The 17,701-nt window shown below is 71.1% G+C and carries 15 protein-coding genes; 7 read left to right on the top strand and 8 right to left on the bottom strand.

Annotated elements, in window-relative coordinates:
- Positions 1–207: 207 nt before the first annotated feature.
- Entirely contained in the window at positions 208–1,368 is a 1,161-nt protein-coding gene (locus AB0K15_RS28355; RefSeq protein WP_364056800.1) for a saccharopine dehydrogenase NADP-binding domain-containing protein, read from the bottom strand.
- Between the two features lie 75 nt (positions 1,369–1,443).
- Between AB0K15_RS28355 and AB0K15_RS28350 the strand changes: the two genes are divergently transcribed.
- From AB0K15_RS28350 to hrpA, 4 genes are all read left to right on the top strand, one after another.
- Positions 1,444–2,295: an LLM class flavin-dependent oxidoreductase gene (locus tag AB0K15_RS28350; protein WP_364056797.1), complete on the top strand. Its 852-nt coding sequence runs from the start codon at positions 1,444–1,446 to the stop codon at positions 2,293–2,295.
- Between the two features lie 283 nt (positions 2,296–2,578).
- Entirely contained in the window at positions 2,579–2,893 is a 315-nt protein-coding gene (locus tag AB0K15_RS28345) for a hypothetical protein (protein WP_364056794.1), read from the top strand.
- A gap of 43 nt (positions 2,894–2,936) precedes the next feature.
- Positions 2,937–4,118 (top strand): cation:proton antiporter, encoded by a 1,182-nt coding sequence (locus AB0K15_RS28340; protein WP_364056791.1) that lies wholly within the window; start codon positions 2,937–2,939, stop codon positions 4,116–4,118.
- A gap of 62 nt (positions 4,119–4,180) precedes the next feature.
- Positions 4,181–8,062 carry an ATP-dependent RNA helicase HrpA gene (gene hrpA / locus AB0K15_RS28335; RefSeq protein ID WP_364056788.1) on the top strand — a complete coding sequence of 1,294 codons (3,882 nt, stop codon included), beginning with the start codon at positions 4,181–4,183 and terminating at the stop codon, positions 8,060–8,062.
- Here the strand turns inward: hrpA and AB0K15_RS28330 are convergent.
- Positions 8,055–8,372 carry a hypothetical protein gene (locus AB0K15_RS28330; protein WP_364056785.1) on the bottom strand — a complete coding sequence of 106 codons (318 nt, stop codon included), beginning with the start codon at positions 8,370–8,372 and terminating at the stop codon, positions 8,055–8,057. The genes hrpA and AB0K15_RS28330 overlap by 8 nt on opposite strands.
- A 132-nt stretch (positions 8,373–8,504) precedes the next feature.
- Complete coding sequence (locus tag AB0K15_RS28325) at positions 8,505–9,377, bottom strand: AraC family transcriptional regulator (RefSeq protein WP_364056782.1); 873 nt, start codon at positions 9,375–9,377, stop codon at positions 8,505–8,507.
- A 152-nt stretch (positions 9,378–9,529) separates the two neighbouring features.
- Here AB0K15_RS28325 and AB0K15_RS28320 point away from each other — a divergent pair, with 152 nt between their 5' ends.
- Entirely contained in the window at positions 9,530–10,612 is a 1,083-nt protein-coding gene (locus AB0K15_RS28320) for an aldo/keto reductase (RefSeq protein WP_364056779.1), read from the top strand.
- Between the two features lie 3 nt (positions 10,613–10,615).
- On the opposite strand, the gene AB0K15_RS28315 is transcribed toward AB0K15_RS28320, so the two are convergent.
- The 4 genes from AB0K15_RS28315 to AB0K15_RS28300 form a co-directional block, all read right to left on the bottom strand.
- Positions 10,616–11,053, bottom strand: coding sequence for a hypothetical protein (locus AB0K15_RS28315; protein WP_364056776.1), 438 nt, complete (start codon positions 11,051–11,053; stop codon positions 10,616–10,618).
- A gap of 69 nt (positions 11,054–11,122) precedes the next feature.
- Positions 11,123–11,590 carry a hypothetical protein gene (locus tag AB0K15_RS28310; protein ID WP_364056773.1) on the bottom strand — a complete coding sequence of 156 codons (468 nt, stop codon included), beginning with the start codon at positions 11,588–11,590 and terminating at the stop codon, positions 11,123–11,125.
- Positions 11,591–11,657: 67 nt separating this feature from the next.
- A complete protein-coding gene (locus AB0K15_RS28305) occupies positions 11,658–12,092 on the bottom strand; it encodes a hypothetical protein (RefSeq protein WP_364056770.1) in 435 nt (144 codons plus the stop codon).
- Positions 12,093–12,121: 29 nt separating this feature from the next.
- Positions 12,122–13,813: a bifunctional 3'-5' exonuclease/DNA polymerase gene (locus AB0K15_RS28300; protein ID WP_364057128.1), complete on the bottom strand. Its 1,692-nt coding sequence runs from the start codon at positions 13,811–13,813 to the stop codon at positions 12,122–12,124.
- A gap of 152 nt (positions 13,814–13,965) precedes the next feature.
- On the opposite strand from AB0K15_RS28300, the gene AB0K15_RS28295 reads away from it, so the two are divergent.
- The gene (locus AB0K15_RS28295) at positions 13,966–15,603 is read left to right on the top strand and encodes an acyl-CoA synthetase (protein WP_364056767.1); all 1,638 of its coding nucleotides are present in this window, start codon (positions 13,966–13,968) and stop codon (positions 15,601–15,603) included.
- A gap of 6 nt (positions 15,604–15,609) precedes the next feature.
- Here AB0K15_RS28295 and AB0K15_RS28290 read toward each other — a convergent pair whose 3' ends face one another.
- On the bottom strand, positions 15,610–16,533 hold the full coding sequence (locus AB0K15_RS28290; RefSeq protein ID WP_364056764.1) for a hypothetical protein: 924 nt from the start codon (positions 16,531–16,533) through the stop codon (positions 15,610–15,612).
- Between the two features lie 413 nt (positions 16,534–16,946).
- On the opposite strand from AB0K15_RS28290, the gene AB0K15_RS28285 reads away from it, so the two are divergent.
- Positions 16,947–17,699 (top strand): SDR family oxidoreductase, encoded by a 753-nt coding sequence (locus AB0K15_RS28285; RefSeq protein ID WP_364056761.1) that lies wholly within the window; start codon positions 16,947–16,949, stop codon positions 17,697–17,699.
- The last annotated feature ends 2 nt before the right edge of the window (positions 17,700–17,701 follow it).

Genomic DNA, 17,701 nt, shown 5'->3' with positions numbered 1-17,701 from the left:
GCTCCGGTGCTGCTGCGGCGTAGCGCAACGATAACCGCGCGTGATCCCGGCGGCAAGGGGTTGATCGGGTTTTCCCGGACGGTGATGGGCGTGGCGGGAGGTGGTGCCCGGGGGGCGGTCCAGGGTTCCGGTGACCGGTACCGGCTCTCGCGGTCCGCGCCTGATGAGTCCTTTGTGGACCATTTCTGGTCCACAAAGGATGTTGGATCACAAGGTCCTGAACGACATTCCCGCCCGCATCAGCCGCTCGATCAGCGCGTCACCCATCGCCGTCGCCGTGGTGACCTGGCCGGCCGTGGCGGGCAGATCGTCGAAAGCCAGGCACAGAGCTGATTCCGCCAGCATCTTCGCCGTTTCGTCGTAGCCGGGGTCGCCGCCGGAGACCTCGGTGGTCACGTGCTGCCCGCCGCCTGAGCCGGCGAAGCGGACGGAGAACCACGACTTCGCCCGGCGCGCCAGGCTCGGTCCCTGGCCCGGCGCGAGCAGCTTCGACAGTGCGTCCCGCGCGGGGGCCAGCTGGGCGGCGGCGAACAGCGCGCCCGCGCCGGCTGTCGCGGCCGCCACCGACGGCAATCCCGAGAAGGCTGCGAAGTGGCGGTAGCGGAAGTCCGGGCCGTAGCGGGCGGACGCCCGCGCCGAGTGGCCCACGACCTGCGGGTCGATCGTCGGCAGTGGCACGGCCCACTGTCCGGTGCCGGGCACGCGGTGCGGCCCGCCGAGCGGGGTGCTCACGCGGCGGCCGGCCGGCGGGGGTTCGGCCGCGGCGCGTTCCTTGGCCACGCGGTTGGCGGCGGCCTGGCGGGAGAACGCCGTCATCGCCGTGAGGAAGGTGCCGCCCGAGGGCAGGGCGCCGACGCGGACGTAGCCGTCGACCTGCAGCGGGACGTTCTCGGGCAGCTGCCGCACGGTGTACCAGGCGCCGAGGTCGTGGGGGATCGAGTCGAAGCCGCAGCTGTGCACGAGCCGCGCGCCCGTCTCGGCGGCTTTCGCGTGGTGGGCGAGGTACATGCGGTCGACGAACTCGGACTCGCCGGTGAGGTCGACGTAGTCGGTGCCCTCGGCGGCGCACGCGGCGACCAGCGGCTCGCCGTAGTGCAGGTACGGGCCGACGGTGGTGGCCACGACCTTCGCCGACGCGGCGAGCGCGCGCAGCGAGTCGGGGTCGGCGATGTCGGCGCTGAGCAGCGGCAACGTGCCCAGGCGCTCGTCGATCGCCGCCAGCCGGGCGCGCAGGTCCTCGAGCTTGGCGCGGTTGCGGCCCGCGAGCGCCCAGCGGCAGCCGGGCGGGGCGGAGCGCGCGAGGTACTCCGCCGTCAGCGTGCCGGTGAAGCCGGTGGCGCCGAACAGCACCAGGTCGTAGTCGGCCATGCGCGTGCCTCCCGAAGGTCCTGCCCCGAGGTTACCGCCGGGTCACTTCGGGGCCGGAATCTCCGCTCTTCCGGCGTGGTTGAGCCGGGTGTGACGGATTTCGGGCGGGACATCTCGACGGGCTATTTCCTGGTGCCGAACGCGGCCGACCCCCTGGTCGAGCACGCGCGCGAGCTGGAGCGGATCGGGTTCGAGCACCTGGCCGTGCAGGACCACCCGTACCAGCGCCGGTACGTGGAGACCTTCTCCCTTATGGGCGTGCTCCTCGGCGCGACCACGACCATCCGGGTGTTCCCCGACGTCGCCACCCTGCCGCTGCGCAACCCCGCCGTGCTCGCGAAGGCCGCCGCCAGCCTCGACCTGCTGTCGGGTGGCCGCTTCGACCTCGCCGTGGGCGCCGGCGCGTTCTGGGACGCGATCGTCGCGTACGGCGGCCCGCGCCGGACCCCGGGCGACGCGCTCGCCGCCGAGGAGGAGGCGATCACCATCATCCGCAAGATCTGGAGCGGCGACCACAACCTCCGCTTCGACGGCCGCTTCCACTCCCTGGCCGGCGCCCACTCCGGCCCCGTGCCGGCGCGTCCGATCGGCCTGTGGCTCGGCTCGTACGGCCCCCGCGCCCTGCGCCTCACCGGCCGCCTCGCCGACGGCTGGGTCGTCAGCCTCCGCGACGACCCAGCCGAAGCTCTCCGCATGGCCTCCGCCGTGGACGCCGCCGCGCTCGACGCCGGCCGCGACCCGGCGTCGATCCGCCGCGTGCTCAACGTCGGCGCCACCCCGACCGCCTCGGAACTCGCCGACTTCGCCCTCGCCGGCGGCTTCGACACCTTCGTGCTCTCCGGCGCGGACGACCGGGCGTCGCACGTGTTCATCGCCGAGACGATCCCGGACGTGCGCGAACAGGTGGCGGCGGAACGCTCGGCGTGACGGCCGCTGAGAGGTCGGCGTCCAGGCGTCCTGCGCCGGGAAGCGGCCCTCGCGATCGGGTCAGAGCACCTGCAGAAACGGGACGGCGGGCGCGTGGCGCGGTAGAAGCCTTGTGCCCTCCCGAAGAACACGTTCGTAAACGTCCAGCGCGCGCTGATCTCGTCTTCGGGCTGGATCGCGAGCGGCCCCGGTCCAGCCCGGGTGCCGCTGAAAAGTCCCTGTCCCGAACGTCCACTGTGGATCGCCAGAGTCACGTTAAAGAGATGGTAAACTCTCGCCCACGATGACTGCTGCCGCCGCCGCCACCGCGCCACGGCACCGGTCCATGCTCAGCGTCCTGCTCGCCGCGTTGCTGCTCCTCGGCGTCGCCGCGCCCGGGCCGGTGCACCCGGGCCGGTCGCACGAGGACGCGAAGCCGGTGCTGGTTGCCCAGCAGTCGCCGCACTTCGTTGCCGCGCAACCGATCCCAGAGGCCACGCCGCCGGAGCGGGAGAAGCCGCGGCCGGCCATGGCTTGCACCACGACCGTCGACAAGAACACCACCGCGGAGCAGCGGTCCGACCCGGAAGCACCTGCCCGCGCGCCTCCCGCCGGCTGAGTACGCCATCCCCTCACCCGTACTCAGCTGTTGGAGGTTTCCCATGACCAACGGTCATGCCTTGCTGGCCGTCGGCGGTGCGTTCCTGGCGGCCGGGGTCGTCGCGCGTCTGGGCAGTAAAATCGGGCTGCCGACGATCCCCTTGTTCATGCTGGCCGGCTTCGTGTTCGGCCCGCACACGCCCGGGTTGTCGCTTGTGGACGACCCCGCCGAGCTCGGCGTGCTGGCCGGGCTCGGCCTCGTCTTCCTGCTGTTCTACCTCGGCCTCGAGTTCTCGGTCGACGACCTCGCGCGCGGCGGCAGACGCCTGGCCGCGGCCGGGCTGGGTTACCTGGCGCTCAACGTCGGCGGCGGGCTCGCGTTCGGGTTCACGCTGGGGTGGGGCACGCGGGAAGCACTGGTGATCGCGGGCGCGATCGGCATCTCGTCGTCGGCCATCGTGACCAAGCTGCTGCTCGAAACCCGCCGCACCGCCAACCCTGAATCACGCTTGATCATGGGCGTGATCGTGCTCGAAGACCTGTTCCTCGCGCTCTACCTGGCCCTGCTGCAGCCCGTGCTGAGCGGCGCCGACGGCTTCGGCGCGGCGCTCGCCGACTTCGGCAAGGCGCTCGGCTTCCTGCTGGTGCTCGCGGCGCTGGCGCGCTGGGGCGGCCGGCTCGTGTCGCGACTGTTCGCCTCGGCCGACGACGAGCTGCTCACCGTGTGTTTCGTCGGCGTCGCGGTGCTGGGCGCGGCCGTCGCCGAGGAGGTGGGCGTGTCCGACGCGATCGGCGCGTTCATGGTCGGCATGATGCTCGGCGGCTCGAAGGTCGCGCCGCGCGTGCACAAGCTGGTGCTGCCGCTGCGCGACGCGTTCGGGGCGCTGTTCTTCTTCATCTTCGGGCTCTCGATCGACCCGGGCGCCGTGGGGACGGTCGTGGTTCCCGTGCTCGCGGCCGTCGCGCTGACGCTCGTGCTCAACCTCGCGGCCGGCGCGTTCGCCGCCCGGCTGCACGGCTTCGACCGCCAGGCCGGGGTGAACATCGGGCTGACCGTGCTCACGCGGGGCGAGTTCTCGCTGGTCCTCGCCACGCTCGCGGCGGCGGCCGGGCTCGACGCGCGCGTGGCTCCGTTCGTCGCCGGGTACGTGCTGCTTCTGGCCGTGATCGGGCCGCTCGCGGTGGTGCGTTCGGAGCGGCTGACCTGGCTGTTGCCGGCTCGGCTGACCCGGCAGCGGGTGTGACGGGAGACCCCGGGCATATTCAGGAGCCAGGCCTGTCACGCACCGCTATCCTCGAAACAAGTATGTCCACTCAATCCCCCCTCGAGGCGTTGCGCGCGCGGCTGCCCGAGCTGATGTCGCGCGACGAGCACCGCCTGCGCCGTCGGCTCGACGGCGCGCGCCGGTCGCGCGACAAGCAAGCCGTGGCCGAGCGCATCGCCGCCGACGTGACCGCCGCCGAGCTGCGGGTGCAGCGCCGGCGCGAGAGCGTGCCCAAGATCGAGTACCCCGAAGAGCTGCCGGTCAGCAGGCTCAAGGACGAGATCGGCAAAGCGATCGCCGAGAACCAGGTGGTGATCGTCGCGGGCGAGACCGGCTCGGGCAAGACGACCCAGCTGCCGAAGGTCTGTCTCGAGCTCGGCCGCGGCATCCGCGGGCAGATCGGGCACACGCAGCCGCGGCGGCTGGCCGCGCGCACGGTCGCCGACCGCATCGCGAGCGAGCTGAAGACCGAGCTGGGCGACGCCGTCGGGTACAAGGTCCGCTTCACCGACCAGTCCGGCCAGGACACGCTCGTGAAGCTGATGACCGACGGCATCCTGCTCGCCGAGATCCAGACCGACCGGATGCTGCGCCAGTACGACACCCTCATCATCGACGAGGCCCACGAGCGCAGCCTCAACATCGACTTCATCCTCGGCTACGTCAAGCAGCTGCTGCCGCGCCGTCCCGACCTCAAGGTGATCATCACCTCGGCCACGATCGACCCGGAGCGCTTCTCGAAGCACTTCGACAACGCGCCGATCGTCGAGGTCTCCGGCCGCACCTACCCCGTCGAGGTCCGCTACCGGCCGATCATCGACCCCGACGACCCCGAGGCCGACCCCGACCGGGACCAGACGCAGGGCATCCTCGACGCCGTCGCCGAGCTGAGCGCCGAGGGCCCCGGCGACGTGCTGGTGTTCCTCTCGGGCGAGCGCGAGATCCGCGACACGGCCGACGCGCTCAACCGCCTCGACCTGCGCAACACCGAGGTGCTGCCGCTGTACGCGCGGCTGTCGTCGGCCGACCAGCACCGCGTGTTCCAGCGCCACACCGGCCGCCGGATCGTGCTCGCGACCAACGTCGCCGAGACGTCGCTGACCGTGCCGGGCATCAAGTACGTGGTGGACCCGGGCAACGCGCGCATCTCGCGCTACAGCCACCGCACGAAGGTGCAGCGGCTGCCCATCGAGGCGATCTCGCAGGCGTCGGCCAACCAGCGCAAGGGCCGCAGCGGCCGCACGTCCGACGGCATCTGCATCCGGCTGTACTCCGAAGAGGACTTCGAGTCGCGGCCGGAGTTCACCGACCCGGAGATCCTGCGCACGAACCTCGCGTCGGTGATCCTGCAGATGACCTCGCTCGGGCTGGGCGACATGGCGGCGTTCCCGTTCGTGGAGCCGCCGGACCGCCGCCAGGTCACCGACGGCGTGCAGCTGCTGCAGGAGCTCGGCGCGTTCGAGGCGGACGATACGTCGAAGCTGACGGACATCGGCCGCAAGCTCGCGCAGCTGCCGGTGGACCCGCGGATGGGCCGCATGGTGCTGGAGGCCGCGCGCAACGGGTGCGTGCGCGAGGTGATGATCATCGCCGCGGCGTTGTCCATCCAGGACCCGCGGGAGCGTCCGGCGGAGAAGCAGCAGGCGGCCGACCAGCAGCACGCGCGCTTCGCCGACCCGACGTCGGATTTCCTCGCGTACCTCAACCTGTGGGAGTACGTGAGCGAGCAGCAGAAGGCGTTGACGGGCAACCAGTTCCGGCGGCTGTGCCGCAACGAGTACCTCAACTACCTGCGCATCCGCGAGTGGCAGGACATCTTCAGCCAGCTGCGCCAGCTGGCCAAGCCCCTCGACATCTCGCTGAGCACCACGCCGGCCGACCCGCAGCACGTGCACACGTCGCTGATCGCCGGGCTGCTCTCGCACATCGGCCTCAAGGACCCGGCCAAGGGCGACTACCTCGGCGCGCGCGGGGCGCGGTTCTCGGTGTTCCCGGGGTCGGCGCTGTTCAAGAAGCAGCCGCGCTGGGTGATGTCGGCGGAGCTGGTGGAGACTTCGCGGCTGTGGGGGCGCGTGAACGCGCGCATCGAGCCGGAGTGGGTCGAGCCGCTGGCCGCGCACGTCGTGAAGCGGTCGTATTCGGAGCCGCACTGGGAGCGCAAGCAGGGCGCCGTGATGGCGGTGGAGAAGGTGACGCTCTACGGCGTGCCGCTCGTCGCCGACCGACGCGTGAACTACGGGCGCATCGACCCGGAGCTGTCGCGCGAGCTGTTCATCCGCCACGCGCTGGTGGAGGGCGACTGGCACACGAACCACCGGTTCTTCTCCGAGAACCGCGCGCTGCTCGACGAGGTCGAGGACCTGGAGAACCGCGCTCGCCGCCGCGACATCCTCGTGGACGACGAGACGCTGTTCGAGTTCTACGACCAGCGCGTGCCGGCCGACGTGGTGTCGGTGCGCCACTTCGACAGCTGGTGGAAGAAGGCCCGCCGCGGCGACCCGGACCTGCTGTCGTTCGAGAAGTCCATGCTCATCAACGAGACCGCGGGCGGCGTGCGCGAGTCGGACTACCCCGACTCGTGGACGCAGGGGTCGCAGGTCTTCGGGCTCACCTACCAGTTCGAGCCCGGCGCGGACGCCGACGGCGTCACCGTGCACATCCCGCTGCCCGTGCTGAACCAGGTGACGCCGGACGGTTTCGACTGGCAGGTGCCGGGCCTGCGCGCCGAGCTGGTGACGGCGCTGATCAAGTCGCTGCCGAAAGCCTTGCGGCGCAACTTCGTCCCGGCTCCCGACACGGCCGCGTATGTCCTTTCACGAGTGTCGCCTTCGGACGGTCCGCTGATCGAGGTCCTGTCCGACGAGCTGTTCGCGCTGCGCCGCGTCGACGTGCCGCTGTCGGCGTACGACCTGTCTTCCGTGCCGGACCACCTGCGGGTGACGTTCCGCGTGGTCGACGACCGCGGCCGCAAGGTGGCCGAGGGCAAGGACCTGGAGGCGTTGAAGCTCAGCCTCGCCCCGAAGGTGCGCGAGACGATTTCGAAGGCCGCCGACAGCATCGAGAAGGCGGGGCTCACGCAGCCGGCCTTCGGGTCCCTGCCCAAGGTTTTCGCCTCGACCCAGCGCGGCCACGACGTCAAGGCGTACCCGGCCCTGGTGGACGAGGGCTCGTCGGTCGCCGTCCGCCTGCTCGACACCCCGGCCCAGCAGACGCACGCGATGTGGGCCGGCACCCGGCGCATGCTGCGGCTGAACCTGAACTCGCCGATGAAGTTCATCACGCGGTCGCTGTCCAACTCGTCCAAGCTCGTGCTGAACCGCAACCCGCACGGCAGCGTCGCCGCCCTGCTGGAGGACTGCGTCGACTGCGCGGTCGACTCCCTGATGACCGCGGCCGGCGGCCCGGTCTGGGACGAGGCCGGTTTCGCCGTCCTGCTCGATCGCGTTCGCGCGGGCCTGAACCCCGCGGTGCTCGCGGTGCTCACGGACGTCGAGCGCATCCTGCGCGCGGCCATCGAGGTGGAGACGGTCCTGCCCGACGCGCGTGGCCCCGCGGAATCCCTCGCCGACATCCGCGCGCAGCTCGCCGGCCTGGTCCACGCGGGCTTCGTGACGGAGACCGGCGCGTCGCGGCTGCGCGATGTCGAGCGCTACCTGCGCGGGATCTCGCGCCGGCTGGACAAACTCGTCTCCGAGCCCACCCGGGACCTGCAACGGACGGCCGACATCGCGTGGATCACGGAGGAATACCGCTCGGCTCTGGCTTCGCTGCCCGCCGGGACGTCGTCGCCCGCGCTGTCGGAGGTGCGGTGGATGATCGAGGAACTGCGGGTCTCGTTCTTCGCCCAGACGCTGGGGACGGCGTATCCGGTGTCGCTGAAACGCATCACCAAGGCTTTGGACGACGCCTTGGCAGCTATTTGACGGCCAGCGTCACGGTCGCGGCGCCTGCCGACACCATCCCGGCGAACGCCGAAAAGGTAGCGGCCTGACCGCCGACACTCTTGAAGACGGCCGCGGCGGCTTTGCGCCATGCTCGCTGTCGCACGGCGAGCTTGAGCTTCTCGAACTTGTGCTGCCGCAGGTGACAGCCGAGCAGGATGCCGTTGGCATTGTTGCGGCAGAACTGGCTCGCCCCAGTCGGAGCGCAGCACCACATCGGAGCCTGGAAGAGGCAGTACAGCACCACGAAGACCGACGGAACCGCGGTGACGCCCGGCCCGACGGACGGCACCAGCCAGGATAGCTGCCCACGAGGGAATCCGCCGCTGTTGGCAAAGCGTGAACTGCGCGCTGTGCGATCTTTGTTGCGCCGAACGGATTTCTTCGCGTTGGGCCGTGTGGTGCCTGGGGCGGGAAAATTCAGTTAGCTGATTCCCGCCCGCAGCCGGGTCGAGTCCTGGCCCGGGGGGACGCCGAACTGGCGGCGGTATTCGCGGCTGAACTGCGATGCGCTGTCGTAGCCCACGGCGTAGCCGATGGAGGCGACGTCGTCGTCGGTGCGGGAGAGGAGGAGCAGGCGGGCTTCCTGGAGGCGGATGTGTTTCTGGTACTGGATGGGCGTCATGGCCGTCACGGCGCGGAAGTGGCGGTGGAAGGACGACTCGCTCATCGCGGCGAGGCGGGCGAGGTCGGCGACGCGCAGGGACTCCGCGTGGTGGTCGCGGATCCAGCGGATGGCGCGCCCGACGTGGGACAGGCTGCTGTCGGCGAGGCCGATCTGGCGGATGGTCGAGCCCTGGTCGCCGGTGACGAGGCGCCAGAGGATCTCCTTCTCGATGAGCGGCGCGAGCACGCGGCGGTCGGCCGGGTGGTCGGTGAGCCGCAGTAGGCGGACGAACGCGTCGAGCAGCTCGGCGGGCGCGTCGCTCACGGTGATGGCTGACGGGGTGGCCGGGGCCGAGTTCGCGGTGCCCGTTTCGAGCAGGAGGGCGGCGACGGCTTCCGGCTTGAGGACCAGGCCGGCGCCCAGGAACGGCTCCGTGGGGCTGGCCTCCACGAAGTGCCCGGTCACGGGCATGTCGACGGTGACCACGAGGTACTGGCCGGCGCCGTACTCGTAGGTGCGCTCGCCCGTGCCGATGCGCTTGCGGCCCTGCGCGACCACGGCGAGCACCGGGCCCGTCAGCGAGGCCGCCGGGTCGGTGGGCGCGCGCTCGCACGACAGCATCAGGCCGCCCGGCAGGTCGGTGCGGCCGGCGTGGCGGATGATCAGCGTGCGCAGCTCGGAAAGGGACACGCGTCGATTCGACCACGGTCGATGGTGTGACGGCAACTGGCGATCGTGACAGGATCAGGCAAGAGGCTACGACTTTCGGGCTCACGGTGGCAGGCGTGCTGCTGGTGTCATTGAACGGCAACGAAGTCCCGTGAAGAGCCAGGAGAATTCCCGTGAGCCTTGATTCCTACGTCCATCTCGGCCGCTCCGGCCTCGTCGTGAGCCCGTTCTGCCTCGGCGCCATGAACTTCGGCGAGGACACCGGCACCGGCTGCAGCGTCGAAGAGTCCGAGAGGATCCTGCAGACCTACCTCGACCGCGGCGGCAACTTCATCGACACCGCCAACTTCTACACCAACACCCACTCGGAGAAGATCGTCGGCGATTTCCTCGCCGCGACGCCGGGGCTGCGCGACCGCGTGGTGCTGGCGACGAAGTTCTTCGTCAACCTGCACCCCGGCGACCCCAACGGCGGCGGCGCCGGCCGGAAGGCGATCCTGCACCAGGTGGACGACTCCCTGCGGCGGCTGGGGACCGACTACATCGACCTCTACTACCTCCACAACTACGACCGCCACACGCCCGTCGAGGAGACGCTGCGGACGCTCGATGGCCTGGTCGCCGCCGGCAAGATCCGCTACGTCGGGTTCTCCGACACTCCGGCGTGGTTCACGGCCAAGGCCCAGACGATCGCGGAGTTCCGCGGCTGGGCGCCAGTCGCCGGGTTGCAGATGGAGTACTCGCTGCTGGAGCGCACGATCGAGGGTGAGCTGCTGCCGCTCGCGGAGGACGCGGGCATGGCGATGCTGCCTTGGAGCCCGTTGAAGAGCGGCTTCCTGTCCGGCAAGTACGCCCGCGACGGCGCGGCGGCGGACACCCGGCGCGGCGCGGCGTTCGGGGTGGGGCCGACGGAGGAGCAGTTCCGCGTGATCGACGTGGTGGTGGGGATCGCGAAGGAACTGGGCGTGAGTCCGGCCGCGGTGGCGCTGGCCTGGGTGCAGGGGCGGCCGGGGATCACCTCGACGTTGATCGGGCCGCGCCGCGTGGAGCACCTGACGGAAAACCTGGCGGCGTTGGAGTTGAAGCTCAGCGCGGAGCAGGTCGCCGCGCTGGACGAGGTTTCCGCGCCGCAGCTGAACTTCCCGGCCGAGCTGAACCGCGGCATGGCCCCGCTGCTGCGCTACGCCGGCGCGACCGTGAACGGCCAGGAGCACGGGGTGTACCCGCCGCTGCTGCAGAACTCCGTGCGGTACTGACCGTCAGACGGCGAGGTAGCAGTACAGACGGCCGCCCGTGGGCTTCGCCTGCTTGGCGAGCGCGGCCAGTTCGTCGACGACCGGCAGCAGGTCTTCGGCACTGGCCTCGCCGCCGAGGTCTTCGGCGTGGGACCAGAAGTCCGCCAGTTCGCGACGGCGCGGTTCGTCGGTGGCGGCGATGGCGTCGCGGAATTCGTCAGTCAGGGTAAGGACCGTTACCGCGCCTTCGTCCGCTTCGACGACGAGCTTCATGGCCCGGGGATTGTCGGCGGCGGCCTCTTCGGTGGTGCCCGTCAGGAAGGCTTCGGCTCGGGGCACCTGCATGTTCGGGTCGATGCCGTTGAAAGCGGCCGTCGGGAAGAGGGCGGCCGGGCCTTCGGGTGCTTCGAGGGCGGTCGCGGCTTCGTCGTCCGAAGTGGCCGTGAAGTAGGTGTAGAGCATGAGGGAACTCAACCACAGGGCGACCTGACGGAAAAGCGGATCGCCCTGTGGGCTGAGGAGCCGCGGAATTCAGTCGCCGGAGAAGCCCCAGAAGAAGACCTCGGTGGGGGTGCCGTGGTGATACAGCACCAGGCTTCGGCCGGTCCAGCGCTCGCCCATCAGGTCGGCGAGGGGGCCGGAAGGGCCGGGCCGGAAGACGCGGTCGAAGTCGGCCGCCGACGGTTGGTGGGTGCCGAATACCTCGGTGAGTTCGGTGGGGCTCAACGGGCGGATGGTGCCCACGCTGTCGGCTTCGGAGACCTCGTGGGTGTCGAGGATGGTGTGGGTGCCGGCGTCCCAGAAGTTTTCGGAGTCCTTGGCGGCTTCGAGGTCGGGCAGGGAGCTGGGCCGCGGCACGGGCGCGACGTACTCGGGATCGAAGCTCTCCCACGGCCAGAGGTAGTCACCGCTGGACAGGAGTTGTGCCTGGACGAACCGGTGTGTTGCTTTGACACTGCCGACATAAGGCGCGCGGTAGTGCCAGCCTGACGCTCCCACTGAACCTCCTGATCTCGGCCGGCCTGAGGCCGGGTGAATTTCGCTTCGGCGGCTGACGCTTCGGGAGTTACAGGCAGGTCCGGCAGTACAGACGATCTCCCGCCGCTTTCGCCTGGCGCGCGAGATCGGCGAGTTCGTCGACCACCGGGAGGAGATCGGCCGGGTCGATGTCGCCGTCGAATTCTTCGGAACGCGCCCAGAGTTCGGCGACCGCCCGGCGGTGCGTTTCGCCGGCGGAGGCCAGGGCGTCGGGCAGTTCGTCGGTGAGAGTGGTGACCCAGATGGATTCGTCGAGTTCGGCGATGAGGTGTTCCGATCTCGGGTTGGCCGAAACGGTGTCGTAGTCCGTCGCCGTGAGGAGGGCTTCGGCGCGGTTCAGGTGGATGGTCGGGTCGATGCGTTTCAGTGCGACCACGGGGAAGTTCGTCACGGTGGGGGATTGCAACGCCGTGGCGGCCTGTTCGTCGGAGCTCGCGGCGAAGTAGTCATACAGATTGCCCATGAGGTGTCCTTTGACTGGGAGTGGTTGAGTTATTTCGCGTCGGCGTAGGTGTCGACGGCGAGGGCTTGCATCGGGAAGTGGACCGGGCACGCCTCGCCGAACAGCAGCTGTGCCGACTCCGTCACGGTGGACTCGATGAGGGCCGACACGGTGGGCGCGAGCTCGGCCGGGGTGTGGACGATCACCTCGTCGTGCTGGAAGAAGACGAGGTGGGCGGGGGCGGGGAGGCGGCCGCGGAGGGTGGCGAGGAGGACGGCTGTCAGGTCGGCCGCACTGGCTTGCACGACGAAGTTGCGGGTGAAGCGGCCCCAGCCGCGGGAGGCGCGGCGGGCGCGGGTTTCCGTGGCTTCGTCGTCGGCGAGGCCGCCGGTGAGGGCGCGCCACGCGGCGGACGGGGCGGGGGAGGTACGGCCCAGCCGGGACCGCACGCGTTCGCCGCGCTCGCCGGCGGCCGCGGCCTGTTCCACATAGGACACGGCGTCGGGGAAGCGCTGGCGCAGCAACGCCAGCAGCGGGCCGGCCTCGCCGGAGGTGCCGCCGTACATGGCGGACAGCATGGCGATTTTCGCGCGGGAGCGGTCGTCCGAGGAACCGGACGGCGGGGGAACGTAGCGGGCGCCCGAAAAAAGAGCCTCGCCCAGCCGGGCGTACAGGTCCGTGGCCGCCGAGACCTCGGCCAGCCGGCGGTCGCCCGACAGCGCCGTGAGCACTCGTGGTTCCAGTTGCGCGGCGTCGGCGACGACGAGTTTCCAGCCGGGATCCGCGCGGACGCACGTGCGCAGCACCTTGGGGATCTGCAGTGCCCCGCCGCCGCGGGTGGCCCAGCGGCCGGAGACCACGCCGCCGACGACGTAGTGGGGACGGAAGCGGCCGTCGGTGACCCATTCGTCGAGCCAGGCCCAGCCGTTGGCCGAGTGCAGGCGCGAGAGTTCCTTGTACTCCAGCAACGGCGCGACGGCCGGATGGTCGAGGTCGCGCAGCAGGTACTTCCGCGCGGCCGGCACCTCGATGCCCTCCCGGGCCAGCGCGCGGATGACACTCGGCGACGAGTCGGGGTTCACCGGCCGCCCGCCGAACGCGTCGGTGATCTGCGCGGCCAGTGCGACCAGCGCTTTCGGCCGCTGCCCGGACGGCACCCGCGGGCCGAGCCGGGACTCCAGGAGCGTTCGGTGCAGGTCCGCCCGCCACGGCAGCCCGGCCGCCGACATCTCCGCCGCGGTCAGCGCGCTCGCGGACTCCGCCGCCAGCAGCAGCCGCATCCGGCCCGGCGAAGCGACGGCAGCCACGCGTTTCTCCTGCTCGGCGAGCACGCGCCGCGCCGCGTCGGCGACCGTGACGCCTTCGGGCAACCCCGGTCCGCGCGGCGAGAACAGCGTGGGCTGCGAAGCTTCGCCGAACGCGGGCCCGTCGTCCGGCGGTTCCTCGCCCTGCGCCCGCGCCCACGCCGCGCGCAGGCTGCGCGACTCGCTCTCCCGCCCCTCGTACGCGAGCAGCAAGCCCTCCGCCAGACCCAGGTCGTGACAGCGCCCCAGCCGCACGCCCGCGTCGATGAGCTTCGGGTACAGCGCGTCGACCGAGGGCAGCACCCAGCGCGGCGCCTCGGCCTCCTCGAGCCGCCGCACCTCGGCCACCCAGTCGGCCTTCGACAGCCCGCGGGAGGTCCCCGCCGGCGTCGAGATCGTGTAGCCGGAGTCCTCCTCCTGGCCGGTGATCACCTGCACGCCGTCATTGTGCTCGGGGGCACCGACAATTCCGGTCACCGAACCCGTCCGCCGCGGTCTGGTGCACACGCGCCCGGCTTGGTCTACTGTCGAGTAGCCACCCATACCGGCGGTACGGGCGGCTTTCCCGAAGCAGCGACGGAGGTGCCCGGATGAGGAACCCGGCCGGGGTGTTCGGCCTCGCCAGCCAGGTCACGGACAAGGTGGCCGAGACCGTGCGCAGCATCGACGTGATGCGCCGCGCGGGGCTCGTCCCGTTCCCGCGGCTCGACGAGGGCGTGCGCTCGGTCGTCGCCATCCGGAAGTACGGCCCGTTCGCCGGCGCCAACCACATCGCCGCGCGCCGCGACCCCGCGGCCGTCGGGATCGTCGACGAGCTCGGCCCGCTCACGTTCAAGCAGCTCGACGACCGCTCCAACGCGCTGGCCAGGGCCTGGTCCGAGCGCGGGCTCGGCGAGGGCACCGTGATCGCCGCGCTGTGCCGCGACCACCGCGGCCTCGTGCTCACGATGGCCGCCGCCGGCAAGCTCGGCGCGCGCCTGCTGCTGATGAACACCGGCTTCGCCAAGCCGCAACTGGCCGACGTCGCGCAGCGCGAACGCGTCACCGCGCTCGTGTACGACCAGGAGTTCACCGGCCTGCTCGACGCGATCTCCGGCGATGTCGACCGCTACCTGGCGTGGGTCGACGAGCCGGGCGATCACTCCGTGCCGGTGCTCGACGAGATCATCGCCAGCACCGACGACCGCCCGCTGCCCGCGCCCGCCAAGCCCGGCGGGTTCGTGCTGCTCACGAGCGGCACCACCGGCACGCCGAAGGGTGCGCCGCGGCCGCACACGTCGCCGCTGGCGTCCGCGCAGTTCCTCGACCGCATCCCGCTGCGCGCGGGCGAAGCCACGTACATGGGCGCGCCGCTGTTCCACGGCACCGGGCTTTCGCAGTTCATCCTGAGCTTCGCGCTGGGCTGCAAGGTGGTGATGCGGCGCAAGTTCGACCCGGAGCAGACGCTCAAGGGCGTCGCCGAGCACCGCTGCACCACGCTCGTGCTGGTGCCGACGATGCTGCAGCGCATCGTCGACCTGCCCGCTTCGGTGCGGAACAAGTACGACACGTCGTGCCTGCGGATCATCTTCGTCGCGGGCTCCGCGCTGTCGCCGGACCTGGGCAACCGGGCCAACGAGCAGTTCGGCGACGTCGTGCACAACCTTTACGGCTCAACGGAAGTCGCCGTCGCGACCGTCGCCACGCCGGAAGACTGGCGCAAGGCGCCGGGCACCGTCGGGCGTGCGCCCGTGGGGTGCCGCGTCGCGCTGTACGACGAGCACGGCAAGCAGATCTCCGAGCCGAACGTGACGGGCCGCGTCTTCGTCGGCAGCGGCCTCAGCTTCGGCGGCTACACCGACGGCCGGCACAAGGAGATCATCGACGGCCTGCTCTCCAGCGGCGATGTCGGCCACTTCGACGAAGACGGCCTGCTCTTCATCGACGGCCGCGACGACGAGATGATCGTCTCCGGCGGCGAGAACGTGTTCCCGGTCGAGGTGGAGAACCTCCTGGTGGAACGGGACGACGTGATCGAGGCCGCCGTGATCGGCGTCGAGGACGCGCAGTTCGGCCAGCGGCTCAAGGCGTTCGTGGTGCGCAGCGAGAAGTCCACGCTGGACGCCGACGGGCTGCGCGACTACGTGAAGTCGAACCTCGCCCGTTACAAGGTGCCGCGGGACGTGGAATTCCTGGACGAGCTGCCGCGCAACGCGACCGGGAAGGTGTTGCGCAACAAGCTGAGCTGAGCCGGCTCACTCCCACCCGATGCCGAAGATCCCCGGCCCGAAGTCCAGCGCCACGGCGTGCACGCCGCCCGCCGAGTCCAGGCGCAGGCGGCGGCGCGTCGGGGCCGAGTCGCCGCGGGTGTACTGCCAGCAGCGGACGGGCTCGGCTTCCGGGGCGAAGCGGATTTCCAGCAGGTATTCGCGCACGGGGCGGCGGAACTCGCGGTAGTGCGTGGCGCGGCACTGCGGGTAGGGCGGGCCCGCGTTGGTCAGCGAGTACTCGATCAGGTGCGTCTCGCCGCGGTCCAGCGGACGGTCGAAGAGCAGCTCCGCCACCAGGATCCCGTGCGCGGAATCCGCCTCGACGCGGCCGACGCGGCAGTTGCGCACGGCGTGGACCTGCGGCACGGACGCGGCGTCGTCCTGGGCGTAGACGAGCACCCAGCGGTCGAGACCGTCCGCGCCGGCCTGGAAGACCGCGCGGGACGTGACGGCCCGCTGGCCGCCGTCCGCGGCGATCTCGCAGCGGTCGTGCAGGCCGACGAGCTTGAGCTGCTGCTGCTGGTCGAGCATGTTCGGCGCGCCGACCCGATCCAGCAACGGCTGCAGCGTTTCGCGGGTGAACGTGAGCGGTTCCTCGCCGACTCGGTCGCGGCGGGTCGCGCCGCGCGGACGGGGCGGTGGCAGCAGGCCGAGCAACGAACCGGCCGGGACGTCGAGGATCTCCTCCAGCACGCGCACCGCCGACAGCGACCCCGCGCGTTCGGGCTGGCGTTTGCCCGACTGCCAATAGCTCAGCGCCGTGACGCTGACGGCCGCGCCGCGGGCACGCAGCCGCGCCTGGATCCGGTCGAGCGACAGGCCGCTGGCGGTGATCGCCGCGCGCAGCGCGCTCGCGAACGCGGTCCGGGCGCCGTCGGCCCCGGACTCGTCCGCAGTTCCACCAGCCATGCCCCCGCCCGTGGTCTCGCATCGCACCGGTTCGTGGTGAAAACCCGTGTCCGAAAACCCGTGGTCGGCCGACCGGGGGTCCCACGGAGTGTCCGAAAACCCACGGTGTCCGAACCGACACGTCAGACCGTATCAGCAGCCGAACAGGCACTCCGCGTCACCACTGGGGCGAACGGGCTAGTACTGGCAACTGTGAACCATTGCCCTGACCTGCGGGGTCGCGTTTGTATGGCCATCGAGCCCCGCACCGGCGATCCCGGTCGCGGCGCAGCTGCTTCGGCCCCGGCCCGCGGTCCGCGCCCCGTGCACGGCCGGCGGCCGTACCCGGTACCGGTGGCCCGGCGATGCCCCCAGCGCCGGGCCACCGGTCAAGGGCCGCGGCACGGTGGTTACCAACCGGTAGGATCCGGCTCATGGTCCTGCGGAAGAACATCCTGATCACCGGCGCCAGCTCGGGGCTCGGCGAGGGCATGGCGCGCCAGTTCGCGGCGCGCGGCCGCAACCTCGCCCTCTGCGCGCGGCGTACCGACCGCCTCGACGAGCTCGCGGCTGAGCTCAAGGCCGCCTTTCCCGGGATCACGGTCGTCACCCGCCCGCTCGACGTGAACGACCACGACCGGGTGTTCACCGTCTTCGAGGAGTTCCGCGGCGAGCTCGGCTCGCTGGACCGCGTGATCGTCAATGCCGGGCTCGGCAAGGGCCAGCCCGTGGGCAAGGGCCGCTTCGACGCCAACCGGCAGACGCTGGAGACCAACTTCGTCGCCGCGGCCGCGCAGATCGAGGCCGCCGTGGGCATCTTCCGCGAGCAGCGCGAAGGCCACCTCGCCGTGATCTCCTCGTTCAGCGCGATCCGGGGCCTGCCGAAGAACCTCACCGCGTACGCCGCTTCGAAGGCCGGGATCTCCGCGTTCGTGGCGGGCACGCGGGTCGAGCTGCGCCGCACCGGCATCAGTGTCACCGAGATCCGTCCCGGCTACATCGCGTCCGAGATGTCCGCGCGCAGCGGCAGCACGCCGCTGCTGACCGGCGCCGAGGCGGGTGCCCGCGCACTGGCCAAGGCGGTCGAGGCGGAGCCGAAAATGGCGTACGTTCCTTCGTGGCCGTGGGTGCCGCTGAGCGCGGTCATGCGCGTGCTGCCCGCCGGGCTGCTGGCCAAGTTCTCCTGACG

Source organism: Amycolatopsis sp. NPDC049253, from assembly GCF_040678995.1.
GTDB lineage: Bacteria > Actinomycetota > Actinomycetes > Mycobacteriales > Pseudonocardiaceae > Amycolatopsis.
The sequence above is the reverse complement of the archived record's forward strand: the minus strand, read 5'-3'. Positions and strand labels throughout refer to the sequence as shown.